Source organism: Corticimicrobacter sp., from assembly GCF_040137905.1.
Taxonomy (GTDB): Bacteria; Pseudomonadota; Gammaproteobacteria; order Burkholderiales; family Burkholderiaceae_B; genus Corticimicrobacter.
In genome coordinates this window covers 1-20,704 of record NZ_JBEFDG010000030.1, presented here as the reverse complement: position 1 = coordinate 20,704, position 20,704 = coordinate 1, and the positions used below count along the sequence as shown (strand labels likewise).

The window sequence follows — 20,704 nt, the reverse complement described above, 5'->3', positions numbered from 1 at the left end:
TTCTCTTATTTAGGAAAACTAAATCAGATGGCAACCTCAGTCCCTCTGCAAGCGCTGCGCACCTTTGTAGAAGTCGGTCAGCGGGGCAGCATCAAGGCCGCTGCCCAAGCCCTGCACGTCACCTCGGGTGCCGTCAGTCAGCAGATCCGATTGCTGGAAGAGCGGCTCGGGATGGCCCTGTTCATGCGGGAACGACAGGGCTTGCGCCTGACCGAAGCGGCTGCCAGCGTCCATCCTGCGCTGCTCGAAGCGTTCACGCAGATCGATACAGCCATGGATACGCTGGACGTACTCAAGGAACGCCAGAAGCTGACTGTCAGTACCGTCGCCACCTTTGCGGCATCCTGGCTGGTGCCTCGACTGGGACGTTTCAATGCGCGACATCCACAGATCGAGGTACGCGTCGAAGCGACGTCAGCCCTGGTGGACCTGCGCCGTGACCGGGTAGACGTGGCACTGCGGCACGGGCTGGGCAATTACCCTGGCCTTGAAAGCACGCGCCTGATGGCCCCCGTGCTGGTGCCGGTGGCCTGCCCGGACCTGGTCGCGGGCAATCCGCGCCTCAGGGAACCGGAAGACTGTCTGGGCTACCCGCTTCTGCACGATAGCGATCGAGCGGACTGGCCACTGTGGTTTGCGGCGCATGATGTGGCGGATGACCCGCGTGCCGAGCGCGGCACGGCGTTCGAGGACGACTACCTACTGATCCGGGCGGCCGCAGCGGGTCAAGGACTGGCCCTGGTGCCGCAGGAATATGCACGCGAGGAAATAGCCGACGGGCGTCTGGTGCAGGTGCTGGACAAGCCTTGGCCGGCGCGCTTCGCCTATTATCTGGTGACGCTTGCAGGGGCCATGCAGCGCCCGGAAGTCCAGGCGTTCGCAGACTGGATCAGGGAAGAAGCGCAGGCATCGACCTGAGCAACGCGCCGTGGCCTCAGCCTCGGGACGACACCAGCAACGTACCGTAGTCCAGATGATGCATGCATTCGCGAATGACCAGCAGCGTAGCCGCGAACACCCCACCTTCGGGCAACCCACGGCGGGCCGTGAGGCTGCCCTCGATGGCCGCAGCCAGATCGCCGAACCACAGTTCGATACGCTCGCGCGGTAGCGCCCCGACAAGCAGGGCATCGGCCGGCAGGCCTGCCATTGCCCGCATCTGTGCGGTGCAGTCCCCCTGGTACAGCAAGTCCTTGCCACCAGCAGGCACTGCGGTGGTCGCCATGATGCTGTCCTCGACATCGGCGATGGCCTGCTCCATCTGCCCGGCATTGGGCCAGCCGTCACCCCAGTTCCGGGTCAGTGCCCCGACACCGGCACCAGCCAGCACAAAGGTTTCCAAAGCAGCGCCTTTTCCTGTCACAATAATGCTTTGCTCGACACCGACATGCAACAGCGCACCCGCCTCGCGGCCCTGCCCATCGCCCGGCAAGCGGCTCGCCTGCTCCATTGCGGTCCTGTGATCCAGCGATAACCCGGAAAACTGCATCGCGTACGCTCCATTGGTATTCGATCCCATCATTCTCCCATCTCCGCGCTTCCATGCAAATCGTTGATTTCTTCATGCAGTTGTTCGATTTCATCCTGCATATCGACGTTCACCTTCCCGAACTGATCGCCTCCTATGGCAACTGGATCTATGCGATCCTGTTCCTGATCATTTTCTGCGAGACCGGGCTGGTCGTTACGCCACTGCTGCCGGGCGACTCCCTGCTGTTCGTGACCGGGGCACTGTCCGCCCTGCCGGACACACCGCTCAATGTCCACCTGATCGCCGCGCTGCTGCTGGTTGCAGCCATTGCCGGCGACGCCGTCAACTACACCATCGGCAAGCACTTCGGCCATATTCTTTTCAGCAATCCCGACTCGCGTATTTTCAAGCGCAAGCACCTGACGATGGCGCAGTTGTTCTACGAAAGGCACGGCAAGGCCACCATCATCATTGCCCGGTTCATGCCCATCGTGCGCACGTTCGCGCCGTTCGTGGCCGGCATGGGTTCGATGCACTACCGCACTTTCCTGCTCTACAACGTAATCGGTGCGCTGCTCTGGGTCCTGCTGTTCGTCTATGCAGGCTACCTGTTCGGCAATCTGCCCATCGTGCAGAACAATCTCAGCCTGCTGATCGTCGCGATCATCATCCTGTCGGTCATGCCCGGTGTGATCCAGTTCATCCGCGTACGCCGGGCCCAGCGCCAACAGCGCACCTGAGCCTCCAGTTTGGAATACACTAAACGTTTCCTCCCTTCCTCCTGACGGAACCGCATCATGAGTACCGACACCGCCCAGCCGTCCCTGGCTTTCAGCATCAAGCGCACTGCGCACCCCCGCCCCGACGGCGAACGTGCGGACATTCTCGTCAACCCCGGTTTCGGCAAGCATTTCACGGATCACATGGCGGCCATCGACTGGAGCGTCGAACAAGGCTGGCATGATGCACGCATCCAGCCCTACGGTCCCCTGCAGCTCGATCCCGCTTCGTCAGTCCTGCATTACGGCCAGGAAATCTTCGAAGGCCTGAAGGCCTATCGCCACGCCGACGGTTCAGTCTGGACCTTCCGTCCCGAAGCCAACGGTGCCCGCCTGCAGCGCTCGGCCCATCGCCTGGCCCTGCCCGAACTGCCGGTCGACCTGTTCGTGGAATCGATCCGCCAACTGGTCCAGGTCGATCAGGCCTGGGTACCCTCCGCACCCGAAACCAGCCTGTACCTGCGCCCCTTCACCATCGCCAACGAAAGCTTCCTGGGCGTACGTGCCGCGCAACGCGCTGCCTATTATGTGATCGCCAGCCCGGCAGGTGCCTACTTCGCCAAGGGCGTGGCACCGGTATCGATCTGGCTGTCGAGCGACTACACACGTGCCGGGCGTGGCGGTACGGGCGCAGCCAAGTGCGGCGGCAACTATGCAGCCTCGCTGCTGCCCCAGCAGGAAGCCTACGCCAATGGCTGCTCGCAGGTTCTGTTCCTGGATGCGGTGGAAAACAAGTATCTGGAAGAACTGGGCGGCATGAACCTGTTCCTGGTACGCAAGGATGGCACGCTGCTCACGCCGGCACTGTCGGGCAGCATCCTCGAGGGCGTGACCCGCGCCAGCATCATCCAGCTGGCACGCGATCGCGGCCATGCCGTCGAAGAGCGTCGCATCAGCATCGATGACTGGCGTGAAGGCGTGGCATCCGGCGACATCGTCGAAGCCTTTGCCTGCGGTACGGCTGCGGTGGTCACGCCAATCGGCCAACTCAAGGGACACGACTTTTCCGTGGGCGATCCCGATGCGCCTGCCGGCAAGGTCACCCTGGCATTGCGCCAGGAACTGACCGATATCCAGCATGGCCGCGCCCCGGACCGCTACGGCTGGCTGACACGCCTGGCCTGATCAGGACCCAGAACCAAAACCTGCCACAAAGGCCCCGATTTCCGGATATCAATCCAGCAACCGGGGCCTTTGCTTTTGGCTAATTTTCACTTCAGACCGCATCATTCAACCCGGCTAACCAGGTACGTACACCTGCTGCCGCTACCTTGCCGCTGGCCATGCTGGCGGTCAGCAGATAGCCTCCGGTCGGCGCATCCCAGTCCAGCATTTCGCCGGCACAGAACACACCCGGCAAGGCATGCAGCATGCCGCCGGTATCCACCGCCGAAAAACGTACCCCACCAGCCGAACTGATGGCCTCTTCCAGGGGACGCATCGACACGATCTGCAACGGCAAGGCCTTGATGCCGGCCGCCAATCGCGCCGGATCGGCATAGACCTCGGCACCAAGGCTCTCGCGCAGCAACGCCATCCTGGCCCCCTTGAGACCCAGCCGGCTCTGCAGGTGCGATGACCAGGAACGCGCGCCGCGTGGCCGTGCCACTTCCGCAGCCACCCAGGCGGCATCGCGTTGCGGCAGCAGGTCCAGCCAGATCCAGGCCCGGCCTGCTTGCTGCAAGGCATCGCGGATTCGAGCCGAATGGGCATAGATCAGCCCTCCCTCCAGCCCATGACGTGTCACCATGCACTCCCCCCGCCGCCAGGCAGGGGCCAGGGCAGGATCCTGAACCGACAGCGCAATGCCCTTGAGCGGCTGGCCGGCATGCAATTGCCTGAAATGATCGCTCCAGTCCAGGTTGACGCCGGCATTGGATGCCAGCAGCGGCGCAATCTCTACACCCTTTTCCCGTAACAGGGGTACCCATGCGGCATCCGAGCCCATGCGCGGCCAACTGCCACCGCCCAGCGCCAGGACCACAGCCCGGGGCTGCACGCTGCGTGGTCCAGCAGGTGTCTGGAACTGCAATGCACCGCTTTCGTCCCATCCCTGCCAGCGGTGACGCCTGTGCAGCACGACACCGGCCTCTGCCAGCCGTATCAGCCATTGGCGCAGCAAGGGCGCAGCCTTCATGCCGACCGGGAACACCCGACCCGAAGAACCCACGAAAGTCTCGATCCCCAGCCCATGCGCCCAGTTGCGCAAGGCTTCGGCATCGAAGACATCGAGCCAGGCCGCCACCGGCGTCGAAGGTTCGTAGCGCCGTTCGAAACTGGCCCTGGGCTCGGTATGGGTCAGGTTGAGTCCGCCACGTCCGGCCAGCAACAGCTTGCGGGCTGGCGAAGGCATGGCATCGAACACTTCAACAGCAAAACCGGCAGCCGCCAGATCGCCTGCCGCCATCAATCCTGCCGGCCCCGCTCCCACCACCGCGACCTTCGGCCGGCCGTTTCCAATATCTTCTGACAACTCGGTACCCCCGCAAACCCCAAGCGTATAATCATAACCTTGCCCAGGCCACGCCGGCCCGGGCAGCACATGCAAGGAGAGGCCATGAGACACCTGATGCACTACATGCGCCAGCTGAACCAGCGCCGCATGTATACGTTCTACCTGATGCCGTCGCGCCCGCGCCGGCCCGTCGACGCCACGCTGGATCTGCTGCTGCACGATCGTGGTGCGTTCCGCGAAGACCGTGCCCGGTCGCTGCGCGAGATGTTCGCCGAGATCGAGTACGAAGACAGCGACGACGATCCACGCTAGGGCGCATCAACCGTCCGACAGGAGTCGTGCTCAAGGCTCCCTGAATCCGATACCCGCCTCTCTGCCTTTTTTGCCACCATGCCCGTTTCTTTCCTGACTGCGGACACGTCGGCACTGCGTGCTGCGCACCGTGCCCTGTCTTGCCTGTTCGTCACACTCCTGCTCTGCCTGCTGCCTCAGTTCGCTGTGGCCCAGGATCTGGATGCCGCAACAGCCTACGACAATCTGAGGCAGCAATTCGCAGAATTGCCCACGAATATCGGCGATAGCCTGCCCGACAACGACTTGCTTGCGCTGCGTGATCGCGCCCTGGCCATCCGGACGGAAGCCGTCACCCTGAGCGAAAGCCTGCCTGGCCGGATTGATGGACTGCAGACCCGCCTGACGGGCCTGGGCGAAGCTGGAGCCGACGAACCGGCAGACCTGGTAGTCCAGCGAACCCTGTTGCAGGCCCAGCGGACGGCCTTGCAGACACAGGCCAGCCTGGTCAATGTACTCATCCTGGATACCGATCAGGTGCTGGAGAAAATCGCCAGCATCCGTCGTGAACGCTTCCATGCCCAACTGGGACAGCGCACGCCATCCATTGTTTCCGGCACCCTGTGGCATGACCTGCTGCAGGAAAAACGCCCCGATCTGCGCCGCACCCAGGCCATCCTTGCCGACATCGGCACCAGCATCAAGGCGACACCGATCTGGATCTGGGCGGTCATCCTGCTGTGGATCGGAGCCATCCTTGTCCTGCAAACCCGGCTGCGCAAGCGACTGGACCGTCTCTCGGCCACGCGCCTGCCCACACGCCGGTTGCGGCGGGCTGCCCACGCCTGGATGCTGACCGGCCTGGCAACGCTGGCCCCCGTATTGGTACTGGAAGGACTGAACCTGGGCGTCAGTTGGTATGATCCTTTCTCGTTGCCGGTACGTGATGCCATTCAGGGCTTCATCGGCATTGTCGGCTTCGGCGGGTTTGCAGCCGGCCTCGGTATTGCACTGCTGTCGGCCAGCAAGCCGGCCTGGCGTCTTCCCCCCCTGCACGATGCCACCGCCATCGCATTGCGACCCCTGCCCCTGATCGGTGCCTTGCTGATCGTGCTGAGCTGGCTGATCGAGCAATCCGCCCAGTGGCTGGGCCTGGGCCTGACACTGACCGTCTGGCTCAATTCGATCCTGTCGCTGGCCACCGCACTTTCCGCCATCTACGCGCTGCTGCGGCTGCGCAAGCTGCGCCATCAGGGCATCCAGCCCTTCCAGGACGATACCGACAACACCTGGCTGGCCCGCGTCCTATTTCGCTGGCAGCATGCCCTGGCCGCGCTGACCTGGGCAGCGCTCATCATCAGTGTGGCACTGCTGCTGATCGGCTACGTGGCACTCGGCAGTTTCATTCTCCGGCAGATGATCTGGGTCGTGGTCATCCTGAGCGCGGCCTACCTGCTGTCGGTCACGATCAACGACAGCACGGCCCTGCTCTCGGAGCGGGCCGCCCACGCCGCACAGGACGATGGCGACATCCAGGCGACCAGGCCTGCCGGCAGCAAGCAGTTCATCGTCCTCTGCTCGGGCATCCTGCAACTGGGTATTTTCATCCTGACAGTCATGCTGCTGCTGGCCCCCTATGGACAGGGGCCGCTCGACCTGATGCGCTATTTCAGCCAGTTGCGTGGCAGTTTCCAGCTTGGCACCATCGATATCCGCCCCAGCCTGCTGCTGCAGGGTGCTCTGGTGCTGCTGCTGGGCATCGCCGCCGTCAAGGCCGTACAGCGCTGGCTGGCAGAACGCCTCTTGCCGGCCACCCGCATGGATCGCGGGCTGCAGGTCTCCATCACCACCCTGGCAGGCTACATGGGTTATGTCATCGCCCTCTCGGTGGCCCTGAGCAGCATCGGTATCAGCTTCGAGCGGGTCACCTGGATCGCCAGTGCGCTGTCGGTCGGGATCGGCTTCGGGCTGCAGGCCATCGTACAGAATTTCGTATCCGGTCTGATCATGCTGGCCGAGCGTCCGGTCAAGGTCGGCGACTGGGTTTCCCTCAACGGCATCGAGGGCGACATCAAGCGCATCAACGTGCGGGCGACTGAGATCCAGATGGGTGATCGATCAACCGTCATCATGCCGAATTCGGAATTCATCACCAAGGCCGTGCGCAACGTCACCCACGAGCATGCCATGGGCCGGGTCCAGTTCACCCTGCCGCTGCCGCTGAGTGTCTCCCCGGCCATCGTGCGTACGGTACTGCTGGAGGCATTCTCCCAGCACCCCGCCATCCTGCCGGCCCCGGCACCTGCCGTAACACTGGAAGACATCAACAGCAGCGGCAACCTGGTCTTCAAGGCAACCGGCTACGTCAATTCGCCACGCACAGCCTCGGGAGCACGCAGCGCAATTCTGTTCGATGTGTTCGAACGCCTGGCTGCAGCCGGTATTCCGCTCAGCAGCCCGGCCTCCATCGTGGTCAGCCAGGCCCAGCCACCAGAGCCGACATCAGACCACGAATAGCAGACCCACCGTCGCAAACAGCATGACGGCAAAGAGACGGCGCAACATGATTTCGGGCAGACGGTAGGCCAGCTTGACCCCCTGCGGCACGAACAGCAGGCTGCCCATGGCCAGTGGCACGCCCACCGACCAGTCGGCCTGCCCTGCCCAGGCATAGGTACCAAGCGCAATGGCTGTTCCAGGGATGATCATGCTCAGGGCAAATCCCTGCGCTGCCCGCTGCGAGAGTCCATAGATCGACGTCATCAGTGGCACTGCCAACACACCGCCGCCAACACCGAAGAATCCACCCAGCACCCCGGCGAACACGCCCAGCACTGCCGCCTGCCGTGGTCCGAGGTGGCGGCCAGGCCGGTCGGGCTCGGCCGCCTGTGCCAGCGCCGGGCGGCATGTCTGCCAGACGTAGAACACCCCGATGATTGCCAGGAATACCGCAAAACCGCGCCGCAGCGTCACAGGGTCGAGACCCAGCGCCAAGTGGGCACCTCCCCACGAGGCCATGATGCAGGTCACGGCACCCGCCATGGCCGCACGAAAATCGATACGCGCATGCTGGTTGTACTTGCGCACAGTCAGGATGATGGCGGGCAACACCATGATGATGGAAGTGCCCTGCGCCAGTTGCTGGTCCATGCCCAGGATCAGACTCAGCGCAGGAATGGCGATCAGGCCACCACCGATCCCCAGCATGCCGCCGGTAAACCCGATCAGCGCGCCTGCCGCCAGACACGCTGCAAACACCCACACCACACTCACCTGCCACTCCCATCCATGTAAATTGGCCTAGAATGGTACGCTGGTCCCTCACAAATACCAAATCATGCCTATTCAGATCCGCCGCCTGGACGCAACCACTCTGCGTGCCGCCCGTACCGCAGGCATGATCGGCACCCTGCTGGTGCTCACAGCCTGCGCCAGCCCTGCCGACATTGCAGTCGGCACCGCCCAGGCCGACATCTATGCACGCTTTGGCCTGCCGACACACACCTGCCCCCTGCCCGATGGCGGCCAACGCCAGATATGGTCCCAGCAGCCCAACGGGCAATATGCCTGGGCGCTGGAAACCAACGCCAGCGGCACCGTACAAAGCAACGAGCCCGTGCTGACGGATGCCTCATTCCAACGGCTGGCAACAGGCCGCTGGACGCCCGAGCAGGTCGTCTGTGCCTTCGGTCCGCCCGCCGAAATCGGCGAGGTCGGCCTGCCCAGCGTCAGGCAGACTGTATGGTCGTACCGCTACCGCCAGGACCATGTCTGGAATTCGCTGATGTATGTGTATTTCGGCAACGGCGATACCGTTACCCGGTTTCATCCTGGCCCCGACCCACGCTATGAAGTCAAGGATGGCAGTTGGCTGCGCTGATGCCATGAAAAAAGGAGCCCATCACAGGCTCCCGGTCGATCACTCCGAATCTGTCGGCGGCGCGACTCGGCGCTCGTGCTGCAACTGGCGAGCCCGCTGCCAGCGCCAGACCAGCAGGAACCAGCCTGAAATGCCATACACAACGAACAGGCCAAACAGCACCAGCGGCGGATCGCTGGAAATGAAGACGAACACCACCACCACGATCAACAGAGCCCAGAACGGCACGCTGCGCCCCAGCGCAAAGCTCTTGCCGCTGTAGAACGGTGCATTCGAGACCATGACCGTGCCGGCATAGATGGTCAGGCCAAAGGCAATCCAGACCAGCAGGTCGCTCTGCACAGGGAACTTGTTGTCCACCGACAGCCAGACAAAACCCGCCACCAGGGCCGCCGCAGCAGGACTGGGCAACCCCTGGAAGAAACGCTTGTCGACAATCGCAATGTTGGTGTTGAAACGCGCCAGCCGCAGTGCCGCGCCCGCCACATAGATAAATGCTGCCAGCCAGCCCCAGCGCCCGAGATCCTTGAGCGCCCATTCATACATGACCAGCGCCGGTGCCACGCCAAACGAGATCATGTCGGACAGCGAATCGTACTGTTCGCCGAACGCCGACTGGGTATTGGTCAGGCGCGCCACGCGGCCATCCATGCCGTCGAGCACCATGGCCACGAAAATGGCAATGGCAGCGGCCTCGAACTGATCGTTCATGGCCTGGACCACCGCATAGAATCCTGCGAACAGGGCCGCAGTCGTAAAGGCATTGGGCAGGAGATAGATACCGCGCCTGCGCAACTCTGGATCAGGCTTGAAGGGTGCCATGGTGAGCCTTGTCAAAAATAATCAGTCGGCCTGCGCACGCAGGACTTCGAGACCGCCCAGGTACGGGCGCAGCGCTGCCGGGATGGCAATGCTGCCATCTTCGCGCTGACCGTTTTCCAGCACGGCGACCAGTGCCCGGCCCACGGCCAGGCCGGAACCATTGAGCGTGTGCACCAGGGCCGGCTTGCCCTGCGCGGGACGATAGCGAGCCTGCAGGCGGCGGGCCTGGAAAGCCTCGCAATTGGACACCGACGAAATCTCGCGCCAGGTATTCTGGGCTGGCAGCCAGACTTCCAGGTCATAGGTCCGCGCTGCGCTGAAGCCCATGTCGCCGGTGCACAGCTGGACCACGCGGTACGGCAGTTCCAGCCGCTGCAGCACGGTTTCGGCATGGCGCACCATCTCTTCGAGCGCTTCGTGGGAATGCTCCGGATGCACGATCTGTACCATTTCGACCTTGTCGAACTGGTGCTGGCGGATCATGCCACGCGTATCGCGACCACCGCTGCCGGCCTCGGAGCGGAAGCACGGCGTATGCGCCGTCAGGCGGATCGGCAGGTCGGTTTCGGCAACGATCTCGTCGCGCACGGTGTTGGTCAGCGAAATCTCGGATGTCGAGATCAGGTACAGGTCCTCGCGCGGCACGGGCTGGCCGTTCTCGTCCAGCGACTCGCCACCCTTGGTGACCCAGAACATGTCATCCTTGAACTTGGGCAACTGGCCGGTACCATACAGCGTGGCCGTATTGACGATGTAGGGCGTGTAGCACTCGGTATAGCCATGCTCGGTCGTCTGCAGGTCCAGCATGAACTGTGCCAGGGCGCGGTGCAGCCGTGCAATCGGCCCACGCATGAAGGCAAAGCGCGACCCGGACAGCTTGACGGCGGTTTCGAACTCAAGGCCCAGCGGCTCGCCCAGCGCCACGTGATCCCGCGCACCGACGGCACCGGCCTGCAGGCTGGCTTCGGTCACGCCTTCGGGCAACCAGCGGCGCACTTCGACATTGGCGCTTTCATCCGGGCCAACCGGAACGGCGTCGTTGGGCAGATTGGGCACCGACAGCAACATGCCGTTCAATTCTTCCTGCAGGGTGCCGAGTTTTTCCTCGAGTTGCTTGAGCTGGGCAGGAATCGCCTGCGATTCGGCCAGTACGGCACTGGCATCCTCGCCCTTGGATTTGAGCTGGCCGATCTGCTTGGCCAGGGCATTGCGCCGTGCCTGCAGGCTTTCGGTCTCGACCTGCACCGATTTGCGCTCGGACTCCAGGCTGTTGAAGCGTGCTTCGTCGAAGGCGAAGTTGCGGCTCTTGAGTTTCTGGACGACAGTCGCGAGGTCTTTGCGCAGCAGTGCGGGGTCTAGCATGGTGTCTGGAGTGCCTTGAAAATGTGATTCGGGAGTTCAGCCCTTCTCCGGCTTGGGCTTCGACTGGCGCGCCTGCGCATCGAGCTGCCGGAGAAAAGCGAGCTTGTCGCTGATTTTAGCCTCTAGCCCGCGATCTGTCGGCTGGTAGAAACGGGCTTTCAGACCATCGGGAAAATACTGTTCCGCCGCCGCATAGCCGTGCGGCTCGTCATGGGCATAGCGGTAGGCCTTGCCATGGCCCAGCGCCTTCATCAGCTTGGTAGGCGCATTGCGCAGGTGAATGGGAACCGGCGCGCTGCCATGCTCGGCGGCATACTTGCGCGCCGCCTTGTAGGCATTGTAGACCGCGTTGGACTTGGCCGCGCAGGCCAGGTAGACCACCGCCTGCGCCAGTGCCAGTTCGCCCTCCGGCGAACCCAGGCGCTCGTAGAGATCAGCACCATTGAGCGCCAGCTCGGTCGCACGGGGATCGGCCAGCCCGATATCCTCGACCGCCATGCGCACGATACGCCGTGACAGGTAGCGCGGATCGGCACCGCCATCGAGCATGCGCGCGAACCAGTAGAGCGCGGCATCGGGATCGGAACCACGCACGGCCTTGTGCAGCGCGCTGATCTGGTCGTAGAAAGCATCACCGCCCTTGTCGAAGCGGCGCAGGTTCTGCGACAGCGCCACTTCAAGCCAGGCGCTGTCTACCGTGTCGCGACCGGCAGCCAATGCCGCCTCGGTCACCACCTCGACGGCATTGATGACGCGCCGGGCATCGCCATCGGCCCAGGCCGCCAGTTGCACCCGTGCCTCGGCAGCAAAGTCGATACCGGACAACTGCGCCACCGCCCGATCCACCAGTTCCTGCAGCTCCTCGGCACTGAGCGGTTCGAGCACATAGACGCGGGCACGCGACAGCAATGCGGAATTGACCTCGAAAGACGGATTCTCGGTCGTGGCACCAATGAAAGTGAACAGGCCGCTTTCGACGTAAGGCAGGAAGGCATCCTGCTGGGCCTTGTTGAAGCGATGCACTTCATCCACGAACAGGATGGTGCGCAGCCCCTGCCCCTGCGCGATCTGTGCCGTCTGCACCGCATCACGAATATCCTTGACGCCGCCCAGCACTGCCGAGATGGCAATGAAGCGGGCCTCGAAGGCATCGGCCATCAGTCTTGCCAGCGTGGTCTTGCCCACGCCTGGTGGCCCCCAGAAAATCATGGAATGCGGGCGACCCGATTCGAACGCCACGCGCAGTGGCTTGGCCGGTCCGACCAGATGCTTCTGCCCGACCACATCATCGAGCGTGCGCGGCCGCAGGCGCTCGGCCAGCGGCACATGGGCGGGATCGACCGATCCCTTGAAAAGGTCTTGCGAGTCGTCCGCCATGCTGCCCTACATGCGAACCACGTCCACGCCATCCGGCGCGGAGAAATGGAACTCTGCGGCCGGCAGGGTCGGATTGACCTGGATATTGCTCAGGCGGATGCGGGTTTTCTGTCCAAAGGCATCCAGCAGCTCCAGCACCTCGGGCAACGATTCGCCAAAGCCGATATCCACATGGCTGAAACCGGCATCGGTCTGGCGCGGTGTGGCGCGCAGCCATACCAGGCCATCGCGGGCCGGTTGAGACTCCAACGTGAAATTCTCTTCCAGCGAAGTCGAGCCGAACAGCAAGGCTGCCGGCGAAGCACCCAGCGCCTGGCTCATCGGCCGGATGCTGACCTGCAACAGGTCGGGATCGTACTGATAGAGTTGCTGGCCATCGGCCAGAATCAACTGCTCGAAAGGCTGATCCACCGCCCAGCGAAACTTGCCGGGGCGCTCGAACGAAAAACGCCCGGTCTGCATGGCCGACAGCGACTGCCCCTGGGGATCGCGGCTTTCCTGGCTGAACTGGCCGGTCGCGGTCTTGACGGTGGCAGTGAAGCGCTGCAACAGGGCACGGGCATCACCGCCCTGCTGGCGCTGCGCCTGCGCAACCTGCCCACTCCCGGCCACGACTTCCGTGACCCGCAACTCGCCGGCCGGTGTCCCCTGAGCCTGCGCGTGCGCCATGCCAGCGGCCAGCACCACGGCACCGCAGGCCTGTACCAGCCCGACCGCAGTCGGGTTCAAAACAGCCTGGGTCATCAATACGCGTATTTTCATTCCTGCTCCTCGTGCATGGGTGCCAGGATTTCCCGGTTGCCATTGGACTGCATGGGCGATACGACCCCGGATTGTTCCATTTGTTCCAGCAGGCGAGCGGCCCGGTTGTAACCGATGCGCAGATGACGCTGCACCAGCGAAATCGAGGCACGTTTCTGCTTGAGCACGATGGCCACGGCCTGATCGTAGAGCGGATCGGCCTCGGCGTCGGCAAAGCCGGAAATCCCCACGCCGTCGCCAGTCTCACCCTCACCACCGCCGTCAAGCAAGCCATCCACATAATTGGGCTCGCCCTGTGCCTTGAGATGCTCGACCACGCGATGTACCTCGTCATCAGAGACGAAAGCGCCGTGTACCCGGATCGGCAGCCCCGTACCCGAGGGCATGTAGAGCATGTCACCCATGCCCAGCAGGCTCTCGGCTCCCATCTGGTCGAGAATGGTGCGCGAGTCGATCTTGGACGAAACCTGGAAGGCGATCCGGGTCGGAATATTGGCCTTGATCAGGCCGGTGATTACATCGACGCTGGGCCGCTGCGTCGCCAGGATCAGGTGGATACCGGCCGCGCGGGCCTTCTGTGCCAGACGGGCGATCAGTTCTTCGATCTTCTTGCCCACCACCATCATCAAGTCGGCCAGTTCGTCGATGACCACCACCACCATGGGCAGCTCGTGCAGCGGTTCAGGCGCATCGGGGGTCAGCGAGAACGGATTGGGGATGGTTTCCGACTTTTTGGCGGCGTCGCGGATCTTGGCGTTGTAGCCCGCCACGTTGCGCACCCCCAGCTTGCTCATCAGCTTGTAGCGCTTCTCCATCTCGGCCACGCACCAGTTGAGTGCGTTGGCCGCATGGCGCATGTCGGTCACGACCGGTGCCAGCAGGTGCGGAATCCCCTCGTACACGCTCATTTCGAGCATCTTGGGATCGATCAGGATCAATCGCACCTGGGTAGCATCGGCCTTGTACAGCAGCGACAGGATCATGGCATTGATCCCGACCGACTTGCCCGAGCCGGTGGTACCGGCCACCAGCAGGTGCGGCATCTTGGCAAGGTCAGCCACCACCGGATTGCCGGCGATGTCCTTGCCCAGCGCCATGGTCAGCACCGAAGCGGCACCATGATAGGTCTGCGAACCGATAATCTCGGTCAGGCGCACGGTCTGGCGACGCGGATTGGGCAGTTCCAGCCCCATCAGGTTCTTGCCGGGGATGGTTTCGACCACCCGGATATTGACCAGACTGAGCGCCCGCGCCAGATCCTTGGCCAGGTTGACGATCTGGCTGCCCTTGACGCCGGTCGCCGGCTCGATCTCGTAGCGGGTGATGACCGGCCCGGCCTGGGCCGCCACCACCGTAACCTGCACACCAAAGTCCGCCAGTTTTTTCTCGATCAGGCGGGACGTGAATTCGATGGTTTCGGCCGACACCGTTTCCTGGCTGGCCTGGGCTTCATCGAGCAGCGACAGCGCCGGCAGGTCGCCACTGCTCGGTTCGTTGAACAGCGCCTGCTGCTTTTCCAGCTCGATGCGCGGGGATTTCGGCACTTCGGTAATCGCGGGCTCGATCCGTATCGGCTGCTCGTGCACCATCTTTTCCTGCTTGGCCACGACCTGCTCGGTGCGCACTGCCTTGGCGACCTTGCCGACCTGCCGGTCCTGCCGCGCCACATACCATTGACGTGCCCGGCTGATCAGCCGCTCGACCTGGGAGCCGACACGCTCGGCCACCATCAGCCAGGAAAAATTGAAGAACAGGCTCAGGCCAATCGCCAGCAGTACCAGCAGCACCAGGGTGCCGCCCGTGAAGCCGAGCCCGGTTTCGATCCAGCTGGCCCAGGCCTGGCCGATCACGCCCCCCGCCCCGCTGCCGCCTTCGCGCCCACCCGGCAGATGCAGGTCAGCCAGTCGCTGGTTGAGCCGCAGCGCCTCGATGCCGACCGAACCTGCCAGCACCATCACGAAACCGACTGCCTGCTCCCAGCGTACGCGCGGCAGCACCTCGGGCTGGCCGGGTTCCTTCCACCAATGGCTGGCCAGCCGGCGATAGCCGGCATAGACGCGATGCAGCAGCAGCACGACCCACCACCAGGCCGACAGGCCGAACAGGTACAACAGGATATCGGACAGCCAGGCACCGAATGCCCCGCCCCGGTTATGGATGGAAGCACTCTGCACCGAATGCGACCAACCGGGATCGGCGGCATTCCAGGTGAACAGTACCAGCGCCAGCCAGCAGGCCAGCGCAGCAAACACGATCCAGCGAGCCTCGCGCAGCAGATTGGAAAGCTTGCTCTGCAAGGGCGAAGGTCCGTTGCGCGTATTGCGGGAAGCCCGGCTGGCGCGGGCTGGACGGGGAGATTCTGCGGTCGTTCGGGACATGGGGCAATTATAAGCAATCCGCCGCCCGGCACACCGTCATGGCCATATCCGGTCACACTACTATAATGGCCCGCATCATCGGCCAGGCCGATTCCCCTCGTTTTTCCGGAAAGCACACTCTATGTCAGACGCCAAACACTTCAAGGTCCTGATCCTCGGATCGGGCCCTGCCGGCTACACCGCCGCCGTCTATGCCGCCCGCGCCAACCTGCAGCCAGGCCTGATCACCGGCATCGCCCAGGGCGGTCAGTTGATGACCACCACCGAAGTGGACAACTGGCCCGCCGATCCCGGCGGCGTACAGGGCCCCGAACTGATGCAGCGCTTCCTGGAACACGCCGAACGCTTCAACACCCAGATTACCTTCGACCACATCCACACGGTCAGACTGGAACAGCGGCCCTTCGTACTTGAAGGCGACAGCGGCACCTACACCTGCGATGCACTCATCCTCGCCACCGGGGCATCGGCCAAATATCTGGGCCTGCCGTCCGAGACCGCCTTCATGGGCAAGGGTGTGTCGGCCTGCGCCACCTGCGATGGCTTCTTCTATCGCAACAAGGAAGCCATCGTGATCGGTGGCGGCAACACCGCCGTCGAGGAAGCGCTGTACCTGTCCAACATCTGCAGCACCGTCACCCTGGTCCATCGCCGCGACAGCTTCCGAGCCGAACCCATCCTGGTCGACAAACTGATGGACAAGGTCGAAAACGGCAACATGCGCCTCAAGACCTTCCGCGAACTCGATGAAGTGCTCGGCGACGACAGCGGCGTGACCGGCGTGCGGCTGCGCGATCCGCGCACTGGCGCAACCGAGGAGATCGGCACGGCCGGTGTCTTCATCGCCATCGGCCACCACCCCAACACCGATATTTTCCAGGGCCAGTTGGACATGCAGGATGGCTACATCGTCACCCGTGGTGGCCACCAGGGACTGGCCACCATGACCTCGGTGCCCGGCGTATTCGCTGCCGGCGACGTACAGGATCAGATCTATCGCCAGGCGATTACCAGCGCCGGTACGGGCTGCATGGCCGCCCTGGACGCACAGCGGTGGCTGGAGAATGAGCAGAACTAAACCCCGCAACGGACTGGCGGCACTGCGCGGCCTCGTGCCGGCGGTGTCGCAAGACGCCTCCAAGCGCACAGCCCCGGCCCGTACGGCCAGCCAATCTGGTGGCCGTGTCCTGGAGGCCTCCCCTGTGCCACACGACACGACCGAGACAGACCTGTTCCGCAAAGCGATAGGAGAAGTTGCACCGGTACGCGCCGTTTCCCAGCGCCATGCATCCGGGCAACAGCCCCGTCGCGCCCTCGATCCCGAGGCGCTGGAACGACGTCGACAGGCAGCCGTCACGGCAGATGCCGCACAGGCTGCAGCCGAGGCAGCACAGCAGGCCGCCCGCGCAGCCCTGAACCCACGCCTGGCCAGTGCCATGGCATCGATCAGCCTGGAAGAAATATCGTCAGAGCATCATCGCCACGGCGGCTATCTGCAACCGGGGGCCGATCTCAGCATCCTGGCAAAACTGCACCAGGGACAATGGGGCGTGCAGGCACACGTAGACTTGCACGGCCAGACCCTGGCCGAGGCCGAACTGGCCGTGCACGATTTTCTTTCCAACTGCAGCCGCAACCGGCTCCGCTGCGTATTGATCGTGCACGGCAAGGGGCACGGCTCAAGCGGCAGCCAGCCCGTATTGCGGGAACATGTGCGCCAGTGGCTGCGCTGGCACACCGATGTGCAGGCCTTTATCGAGCCAGGGGAAACCTATGGTGGCGCGGGTGCTGCGCTGGTATTGCTGCGCAAGGGACAGAAAGCGGTAGCTGAATAAAGCCCCCCATCATGCTTGCTTGTATACGGGGCAACCTGCAGGTGTGAAAACGCCCTGATTACCGGCAAGCCATCACCGTCTCTGGCCACACTCAGGAAATATGCAGCGGCACTGGGCAAAAGGCTGGAAGTACGGTCATCTGACCGCCTTCCCGCCCAGGCCCTCTGGATCAGTTGTGGCTGGCCTTCCAGCTACCGTTGGCTTGCTTGCAGAACCAGTACTTCCAGTTTTCATCTGCATTGGCCTGGCTGATCCGAGCATCCAGCAGGCGACACGTACCTGCCGAATCAGTCTGAACGGTCTGCTCCGGGGTCAACACGATCTGGACAGGCGTTCGGCGGGCGCGGTTGCCATGGCTGCTGGTCCACTCGGTCTGCTGGCCATCGGCCATGTCGTTGAGCACCACCCCCACGGTGGCCTGCAATGATGGCGCATCCGCCGCAGGAATGCGTGAAATGATCGAATTGTTCAGGAACGACAGCGGTGCCGCCCCCGACAGTGCAGGCATGACGCCCACGGTCGCCAATACGCAGCAGCCCAGGATTTTTTTCATATGGTTCTCCTCAAACACGCCAGGCTGGTGCGCCAGCCCATCTGACGCTGCGGATCCCTGCCGACGGGCAAAATCATACACCACCCAGGATGCCCGACTGCGGGGCCTGAAAAGCAACAGGGCCAACCGTTTTTGGCGGTTGGCCCTGTTCCATTCTTTTTTTTATGGGGTACTGCTTTTTGTTGCCGTCATTTGCGGCTGATCGCCCTGCTTCGGGGCGTGTCTCCTCACCTGCATGAAACGAATTGTGCACCACCAAGGCGCAAAACACACTAGGGGAATGCCCTAGGTTGGTGCCTCTTGCACATTTACGGATCACCTGATTCAGTGACAGGCCCGATCATGGGCGAACTGCATGCTCAGTCTTCAAGCCCCAGTTTTTCATGCACGATCTGGATGAACATCCGCATGCCAACGGGCAGTACCGCATCATTGAAGTCGAATTTGGGATGGTGGCACATGTGTCCGCCCTGCCCCAGGAAGAAATAGGCACCGGGCTTGCGCTCCAGCATGTAGGCAAAATCCTCGGCGGCCATCAGCGGCGGGATATTGCGAACCAGGTTGTCTTCACCGACTACGGCCAGGGCTGCGCTGATCACCGTATCGACCGGCCCGTCCGCATTGACCGTAGGCGGCGAAGTCTGCAGGTGCTCGAAAGCGATGCGGCAACCGTACTGTTTCTCGGCCCCCTCGCAAAGTTCGCGCAGGCGGCGGATGGCCGTATCCTGTGCCGTCCGGCTCAACGTGCGAACCGTCCCTTCCATCGAGGCCGTTCCGGGAATCACATTGATCGCGCTGCCTGCGTGGAACTGGCAGACGCTGATCACCGCCGTCTCGAGCGGATCAATGCTGCGACTGGCAATGGTCTGGATCGCTTGTACCAGGGCGCTGCCCACCACAATCGGATCGATGGTGCGATGTGGCGATGCGGCGTGGCCCCCTACCCCATCTATCGTGATGCGGAACAGGTCACAGGCGGCCAGCGTGGCACCGTAGCGAACCCCGACCTTGCCGGGTTCCAGTGGTGGATGATTGTGCAGACCATACAGTTCCTCGCAGGGAAACCGCTCGAACAGGCCATCATCCATCATGGCGATTCCGCCCAGCAACGCCTCTTCGGCAGGCTGGAAAATCAGGTTCAGCGTGCCATGAAAACGCCGATGGCCGGCAAAGTAGCGTGCCGCCCCCAGCATGATGGTCGTGTGACCATCATGACCACAACCGTGAAATACATTGTCCTTGCCCGAGGCGTGCGGCGCACCGGTCTCCTCATGCATGGGCAGCGCATCCATATCGGCCCGCAGGCCGATCGACGGCCCCTCACCCAGTTCGCCACGAATGACGCCCACCACGCCGGTACCGCCGATACCGGTATGGGTCTCGATGCCCCAGGATTGCAACTGGCTGGCTACGAAAGCCGCCGTCTCGTGCTCCTGGAAGCCCAGCTCCGGATTGCGGTGGAACATGCGCCGCCAGGCCGTCATGTCCTCGATCCAGTCCTGGTCGGGTTGCGGGGCGGTGAAAGAAGGGTGCGACAAAACGATGTTCTCCTGAAAAACTCAACCGCCGTAGCGGAATATCCTGACAATCTGACGACCGATATCCTGCGGCGAAAGCCGCTCCTGTCGATACCAGATGCTGACATTATTGAGCAACGTCAGCAGCAGCAGGCGGTATACCTGCCGGTCGCATGCGGGATCCAGCGGCAGATCGCCGACCAGATCGCGAAACAGTTGCTCGAATTTGTCGCGCTTGGCCACCAGCCGCTCGCGTATCTCGGGCGGCACGGCATTGAAGTCGCCCATCAGCGGCATGGTCAGTGAATCCGGATCAAGCTGGATCTCCATCATGGCGATGCAGGCTGCCTCCAGCCGCGCCCAGGGCTCGTTCTGGGGGGCCACGGCCGCCTTGACGCGATCCTCGGCCACTTGCAATGCCATATCGTGGATGCTGACGAACAGCGCTTCCTTGGACTTGATGTAGTGGTAGAGAGACCCGCCCAGCAGGCCGACTTTTTCACCAATGTCGCGCACGGAGGTGGCCGCATAGCCACGCTCGGCAAACAGGGCGGCGGCAGCTTCGAGTACCTCGCGATGGCGTTCACTCAACCCATCCATCGGCAATGCACCGCTGAACCTGCCTTTGACAGAACGCCCTGCTTCCCCGGTTTGCTTGCGCGCCATGCTTACGTCAGCCTTCTGATGATGATAGCCGGCCATGTTTGAGCAGCCGACAGGTTCATCTGTATAGCGTTTTCCCCGAAAACGGTCAAATCAGGAAGGCATTCAAACACCTGACCAAACAATCAGGCAAGCATCATCCCAGCGCTTCGACACGGGGATAGAACTCCTTGTCCTCGCGTTTCATGCGCTCGAACACCTGGCGCAGGACCGTATTGGCGTCATGGCGAAACCCTGCTTCGTCCTGCTCGAGGCGACGCGGCGTATTCCAGCGCAGCGCGAACCCCTCGTAGGCTGCGGCAATCGATTGCATTTCATCCTGGTAATGCCGGCCCAGCTCGGCCAGTCCCTGATCACCCTGACGCTGCAGGGCGGGATACAGGGCCTTGTCCTCGACGGCCAGATGCAGCTTGATGACCGAACTCATGGCCACGATGCGACGGGCGATCCGCTCTGCATTGCGGGCCACACCATCGTGGGCCAGCTTGCGCAGCTCGGCGATGCTGTCGAGGATATCGAGATGCTGATGCTTGAATTTATCGAGGTTCATGAGTTTCTC

General features: G+C 62.9%; 20 protein-coding genes. 8 read left to right on the top strand and 12 right to left on the bottom strand.

Annotation, left to right across the window (positions count from 1 at the left end):
• The first annotated feature begins 27 nt into the window (after window positions 1-27).
• The gene (gene gcvA / locus ABN482_RS04595) at window positions 28-918 is read left to right on the top strand and encodes a transcriptional regulator GcvA (protein ID WP_349502881.1); all 891 of its coding nucleotides are present in this window, start codon (window positions 28-30) and stop codon (window positions 916-918) included.
• A gap of 16 nt (window positions 919-934) precedes the next feature.
• On the opposite strand, the gene ABN482_RS04590 is transcribed toward gcvA, so the two are convergent.
• Window positions 935-1,450, bottom strand: coding sequence for a hypothetical protein (locus tag ABN482_RS04590; RefSeq protein ID WP_349502880.1), 516 nt, complete (start codon window positions 1,448-1,450; stop codon window positions 935-937).
• 92 nt (window positions 1,451-1,542) lie between these two features.
• Here ABN482_RS04590 and ABN482_RS04585 point away from each other — a divergent pair, with 92 nt between their 5' ends.
• Both ABN482_RS04585 and ABN482_RS04580 read left to right on the top strand, forming a co-directional pair.
• Window positions 1,543-2,211, top strand: coding sequence for a DedA family protein (locus tag ABN482_RS04585; RefSeq protein ID WP_349502879.1), 669 nt, complete (start codon window positions 1,543-1,545; stop codon window positions 2,209-2,211).
• Between the two features lie 57 nt (window positions 2,212-2,268).
• A complete protein-coding gene (locus tag ABN482_RS04580; RefSeq protein WP_349502878.1) occupies window positions 2,269-3,375 on the top strand; it encodes a branched-chain amino acid aminotransferase in 1,107 nt (368 codons plus the stop codon).
• A gap of 91 nt (window positions 3,376-3,466) precedes the next feature.
• On the opposite strand, the gene ABN482_RS04575 is transcribed toward ABN482_RS04580, so the two are convergent.
• Window positions 3,467-4,723: a TIGR03862 family flavoprotein gene (locus ABN482_RS04575; protein WP_349502877.1), complete on the bottom strand. Its 1,257-nt coding sequence runs from the start codon at window positions 4,721-4,723 to the stop codon at window positions 3,467-3,469.
• Window positions 4,724-4,807: 84 nt separating this feature from the next.
• Here ABN482_RS04575 and ABN482_RS04570 point away from each other — a divergent pair, with 84 nt between their 5' ends.
• Window positions 4,808-5,017 (top strand): hypothetical protein, encoded by a 210-nt coding sequence (locus ABN482_RS04570; RefSeq protein WP_349502876.1) that lies wholly within the window; start codon window positions 4,808-4,810, stop codon window positions 5,015-5,017.
• A gap of 78 nt (window positions 5,018-5,095) precedes the next feature.
• Window positions 5,096-7,513 (top strand): DUF3772 domain-containing protein, encoded by a 2,418-nt coding sequence (locus ABN482_RS04565; RefSeq protein WP_349502875.1) that lies wholly within the window; start codon window positions 5,096-5,098, stop codon window positions 7,511-7,513.
• On the opposite strand, the gene ABN482_RS04560 is transcribed toward ABN482_RS04565, so the two are convergent.
• Window positions 7,499-8,269, bottom strand: coding sequence for a sulfite exporter TauE/SafE family protein (locus tag ABN482_RS04560; RefSeq protein WP_502877237.1), 771 nt, complete (start codon window positions 8,267-8,269; stop codon window positions 7,499-7,501). The two genes, ABN482_RS04565 and ABN482_RS04560, sit on opposite strands and share 15 nt — an antisense overlap.
• A 64-nt stretch (window positions 8,270-8,333) precedes the next feature.
• On the opposite strand from ABN482_RS04560, the gene ABN482_RS04555 reads away from it, so the two are divergent.
• On the top strand, window positions 8,334-8,876 hold the full coding sequence (locus tag ABN482_RS04555) for a hypothetical protein (protein ID WP_349502874.1): 543 nt from the start codon (window positions 8,334-8,336) through the stop codon (window positions 8,874-8,876).
• Window positions 8,877-8,915: 39 nt separating this feature from the next.
• Here ABN482_RS04555 and pssA read toward each other — a convergent pair whose 3' ends face one another.
• The 5 genes from pssA to ABN482_RS04530 all read right to left on the bottom strand — a co-directional run bounded on the left by pssA (window position 8,916) and on the right by ABN482_RS04530 (window position 15,577).
• On the bottom strand, window positions 8,916-9,698 hold the full coding sequence (gene pssA, locus ABN482_RS04550; protein ID WP_349502873.1) for a CDP-diacylglycerol--serine O-phosphatidyltransferase: 783 nt from the start codon (window positions 9,696-9,698) through the stop codon (window positions 8,916-8,918).
• A gap of 21 nt (window positions 9,699-9,719) precedes the next feature.
• The gene (serS, locus tag ABN482_RS04545) at window positions 9,720-11,060 is read right to left on the bottom strand and encodes a serine--tRNA ligase (RefSeq protein ID WP_349502872.1); all 1,341 of its coding nucleotides are present in this window, start codon (window positions 11,058-11,060) and stop codon (window positions 9,720-9,722) included.
• 36 nt (window positions 11,061-11,096) lie between these two features.
• The gene (locus ABN482_RS04540) at window positions 11,097-12,437 is read right to left on the bottom strand and encodes a replication-associated recombination protein A (protein ID WP_349502871.1); all 1,341 of its coding nucleotides are present in this window, start codon (window positions 12,435-12,437) and stop codon (window positions 11,097-11,099) included.
• A gap of 6 nt (window positions 12,438-12,443) precedes the next feature.
• Window positions 12,444-13,106 (bottom strand): outer membrane lipoprotein periplasmic chaperone LolA, encoded by a 663-nt coding sequence (lolA, locus tag ABN482_RS04535; protein WP_502877241.1) that lies wholly within the window; start codon window positions 13,104-13,106, stop codon window positions 12,444-12,446.
• An 89-nt stretch (window positions 13,107-13,195) separates the two neighbouring features.
• Window positions 13,196-15,577: a DNA translocase FtsK gene (locus ABN482_RS04530; RefSeq protein WP_143858014.1), complete on the bottom strand. Its 2,382-nt coding sequence runs from the start codon at window positions 15,575-15,577 to the stop codon at window positions 13,196-13,198.
• Window positions 15,578-15,698: 121 nt separating this feature from the next.
• Here ABN482_RS04530 and trxB point away from each other — a divergent pair, with 121 nt between their 5' ends.
• Both trxB and ABN482_RS04520 read left to right on the top strand, forming a co-directional pair.
• Window positions 15,699-16,655 carry a thioredoxin-disulfide reductase gene (trxB, locus tag ABN482_RS04525; RefSeq protein ID WP_349502869.1) on the top strand — a complete coding sequence of 319 codons (957 nt, stop codon included), beginning with the start codon at window positions 15,699-15,701 and terminating at the stop codon, window positions 16,653-16,655.
• On the top strand, window positions 16,642-17,412 hold the full coding sequence (locus ABN482_RS04520) for a Smr/MutS family protein (RefSeq protein WP_349502868.1): 771 nt from the start codon (window positions 16,642-16,644) through the stop codon (window positions 17,410-17,412). The genes trxB and ABN482_RS04520 overlap by 14 nt, the downstream gene beginning before the upstream one ends.
• Before the next feature lie 169 nt (window positions 17,413-17,581).
• Here the strand turns inward: ABN482_RS04520 and ABN482_RS04515 are convergent, their stop codons facing one another.
• The 4 genes from ABN482_RS04515 to ABN482_RS04500 all read right to left on the bottom strand — a co-directional run bounded on the left by ABN482_RS04515 (window position 17,582) and on the right by ABN482_RS04500 (window position 20,695).
• Window positions 17,582-17,965, bottom strand: a complete 384-nt coding sequence (locus ABN482_RS04515) for a hypothetical protein (protein WP_349502867.1) — start codon at window positions 17,963-17,965, stop codon at window positions 17,582-17,584.
• Between the two features lie 359 nt (window positions 17,966-18,324).
• Entirely contained in the window at window positions 18,325-19,503 is a 1,179-nt protein-coding gene (locus tag ABN482_RS04510; RefSeq protein ID WP_349502866.1) for a M20 aminoacylase family protein, read from the bottom strand.
• Between the two features lie 21 nt (window positions 19,504-19,524).
• Window positions 19,525-20,148 (bottom strand): TetR/AcrR family transcriptional regulator, encoded by a 624-nt coding sequence (locus ABN482_RS04505; RefSeq protein WP_349502865.1) that lies wholly within the window; start codon window positions 20,146-20,148, stop codon window positions 19,525-19,527.
• Window positions 20,149-20,281: 133 nt separating this feature from the next.
• A complete protein-coding gene (locus ABN482_RS04500; RefSeq protein WP_502877240.1) occupies window positions 20,282-20,695 on the bottom strand; it encodes a hemerythrin domain-containing protein in 414 nt (137 codons plus the stop codon).
• Window positions 20,696-20,704 lie beyond the last annotated feature (9 nt).

Excerpts from the sequence above, each read along its gene's own strand:
- trxB (WP_349502869.1), top strand. The coding sequence starts at position 15,699 with ATGTCAGACGCCAAACACTTCAAGGTCCTGATCCTCGGATCGGGCCCT.
- gcvA (WP_349502881.1), top strand. The coding sequence starts at position 28 with ATGGCAACCTCAGTCCCTCTGCAAGCGCTGCGCACCTTTGTAGAAGTC.
- pssA (WP_349502873.1), bottom strand. The coding sequence starts at position 9,698 with ATGGCACCCTTCAAGCCTGATCCAGAGTTGCGCAGGCGCGGTATCTAT.
- lolA (WP_502877241.1), bottom strand. The coding sequence starts at position 13,106 with ATGGCGCACGCGCAGGCTCAGGGGACACCGGCCGGCGAGTTGCGGGTC.
- ABN482_RS04520 (WP_349502868.1), top strand. The coding sequence starts at position 16,642 with ATGAGCAGAACTAAACCCCGCAACGGACTGGCGGCACTGCGCGGCCTC.
- ABN482_RS04590 (WP_349502880.1), bottom strand. The coding sequence starts at position 1,450 with ATGGAGCAGGCGAGCCGCTTGCCGGGCGATGGGCAGGGCCGCGAGGCG.
- ABN482_RS04585 (WP_349502879.1), top strand. The coding sequence starts at position 1,543 with ATGCAAATCGTTGATTTCTTCATGCAGTTGTTCGATTTCATCCTGCAT.
- ABN482_RS04500 (WP_502877240.1), bottom strand. The coding sequence starts at position 20,695 with ATGAACCTCGATAAATTCAAGCATCAGCATCTCGATATCCTCGACAGC.
- ABN482_RS04505 (WP_349502865.1), bottom strand. The coding sequence starts at position 20,148 with ATGGCGCGCAAGCAAACCGGGGAAGCAGGGCGTTCTGTCAAAGGCAGG.
- ABN482_RS04565 (WP_349502875.1), top strand. The coding sequence starts at position 5,096 with ATGCCCGTTTCTTTCCTGACTGCGGACACGTCGGCACTGCGTGCTGCG.
- ABN482_RS04580 (WP_349502878.1), top strand. The coding sequence starts at position 2,269 with ATGAGTACCGACACCGCCCAGCCGTCCCTGGCTTTCAGCATCAAGCGC.
- ABN482_RS04555 (WP_349502874.1), top strand. The coding sequence starts at position 8,334 with ATGCCTATTCAGATCCGCCGCCTGGACGCAACCACTCTGCGTGCCGCC.
- ABN482_RS04530 (WP_143858014.1), bottom strand. The coding sequence starts at position 15,577 with ATGTCCCGAACGACCGCAGAATCTCCCCGTCCAGCCCGCGCCAGCCGG.
- ABN482_RS04570 (WP_349502876.1), top strand. The coding sequence starts at position 4,808 with ATGAGACACCTGATGCACTACATGCGCCAGCTGAACCAGCGCCGCATG.
- ABN482_RS04540 (WP_349502871.1), bottom strand. The coding sequence starts at position 12,437 with ATGGCGGACGACTCGCAAGACCTTTTCAAGGGATCGGTCGATCCCGCC.
- ABN482_RS04515 (WP_349502867.1), bottom strand. The coding sequence starts at position 17,965 with ATGAAAAAAATCCTGGGCTGCTGCGTATTGGCGACCGTGGGCGTCATG.
- serS (WP_349502872.1), bottom strand. The coding sequence starts at position 11,060 with ATGCTAGACCCCGCACTGCTGCGCAAAGACCTCGCGACTGTCGTCCAG.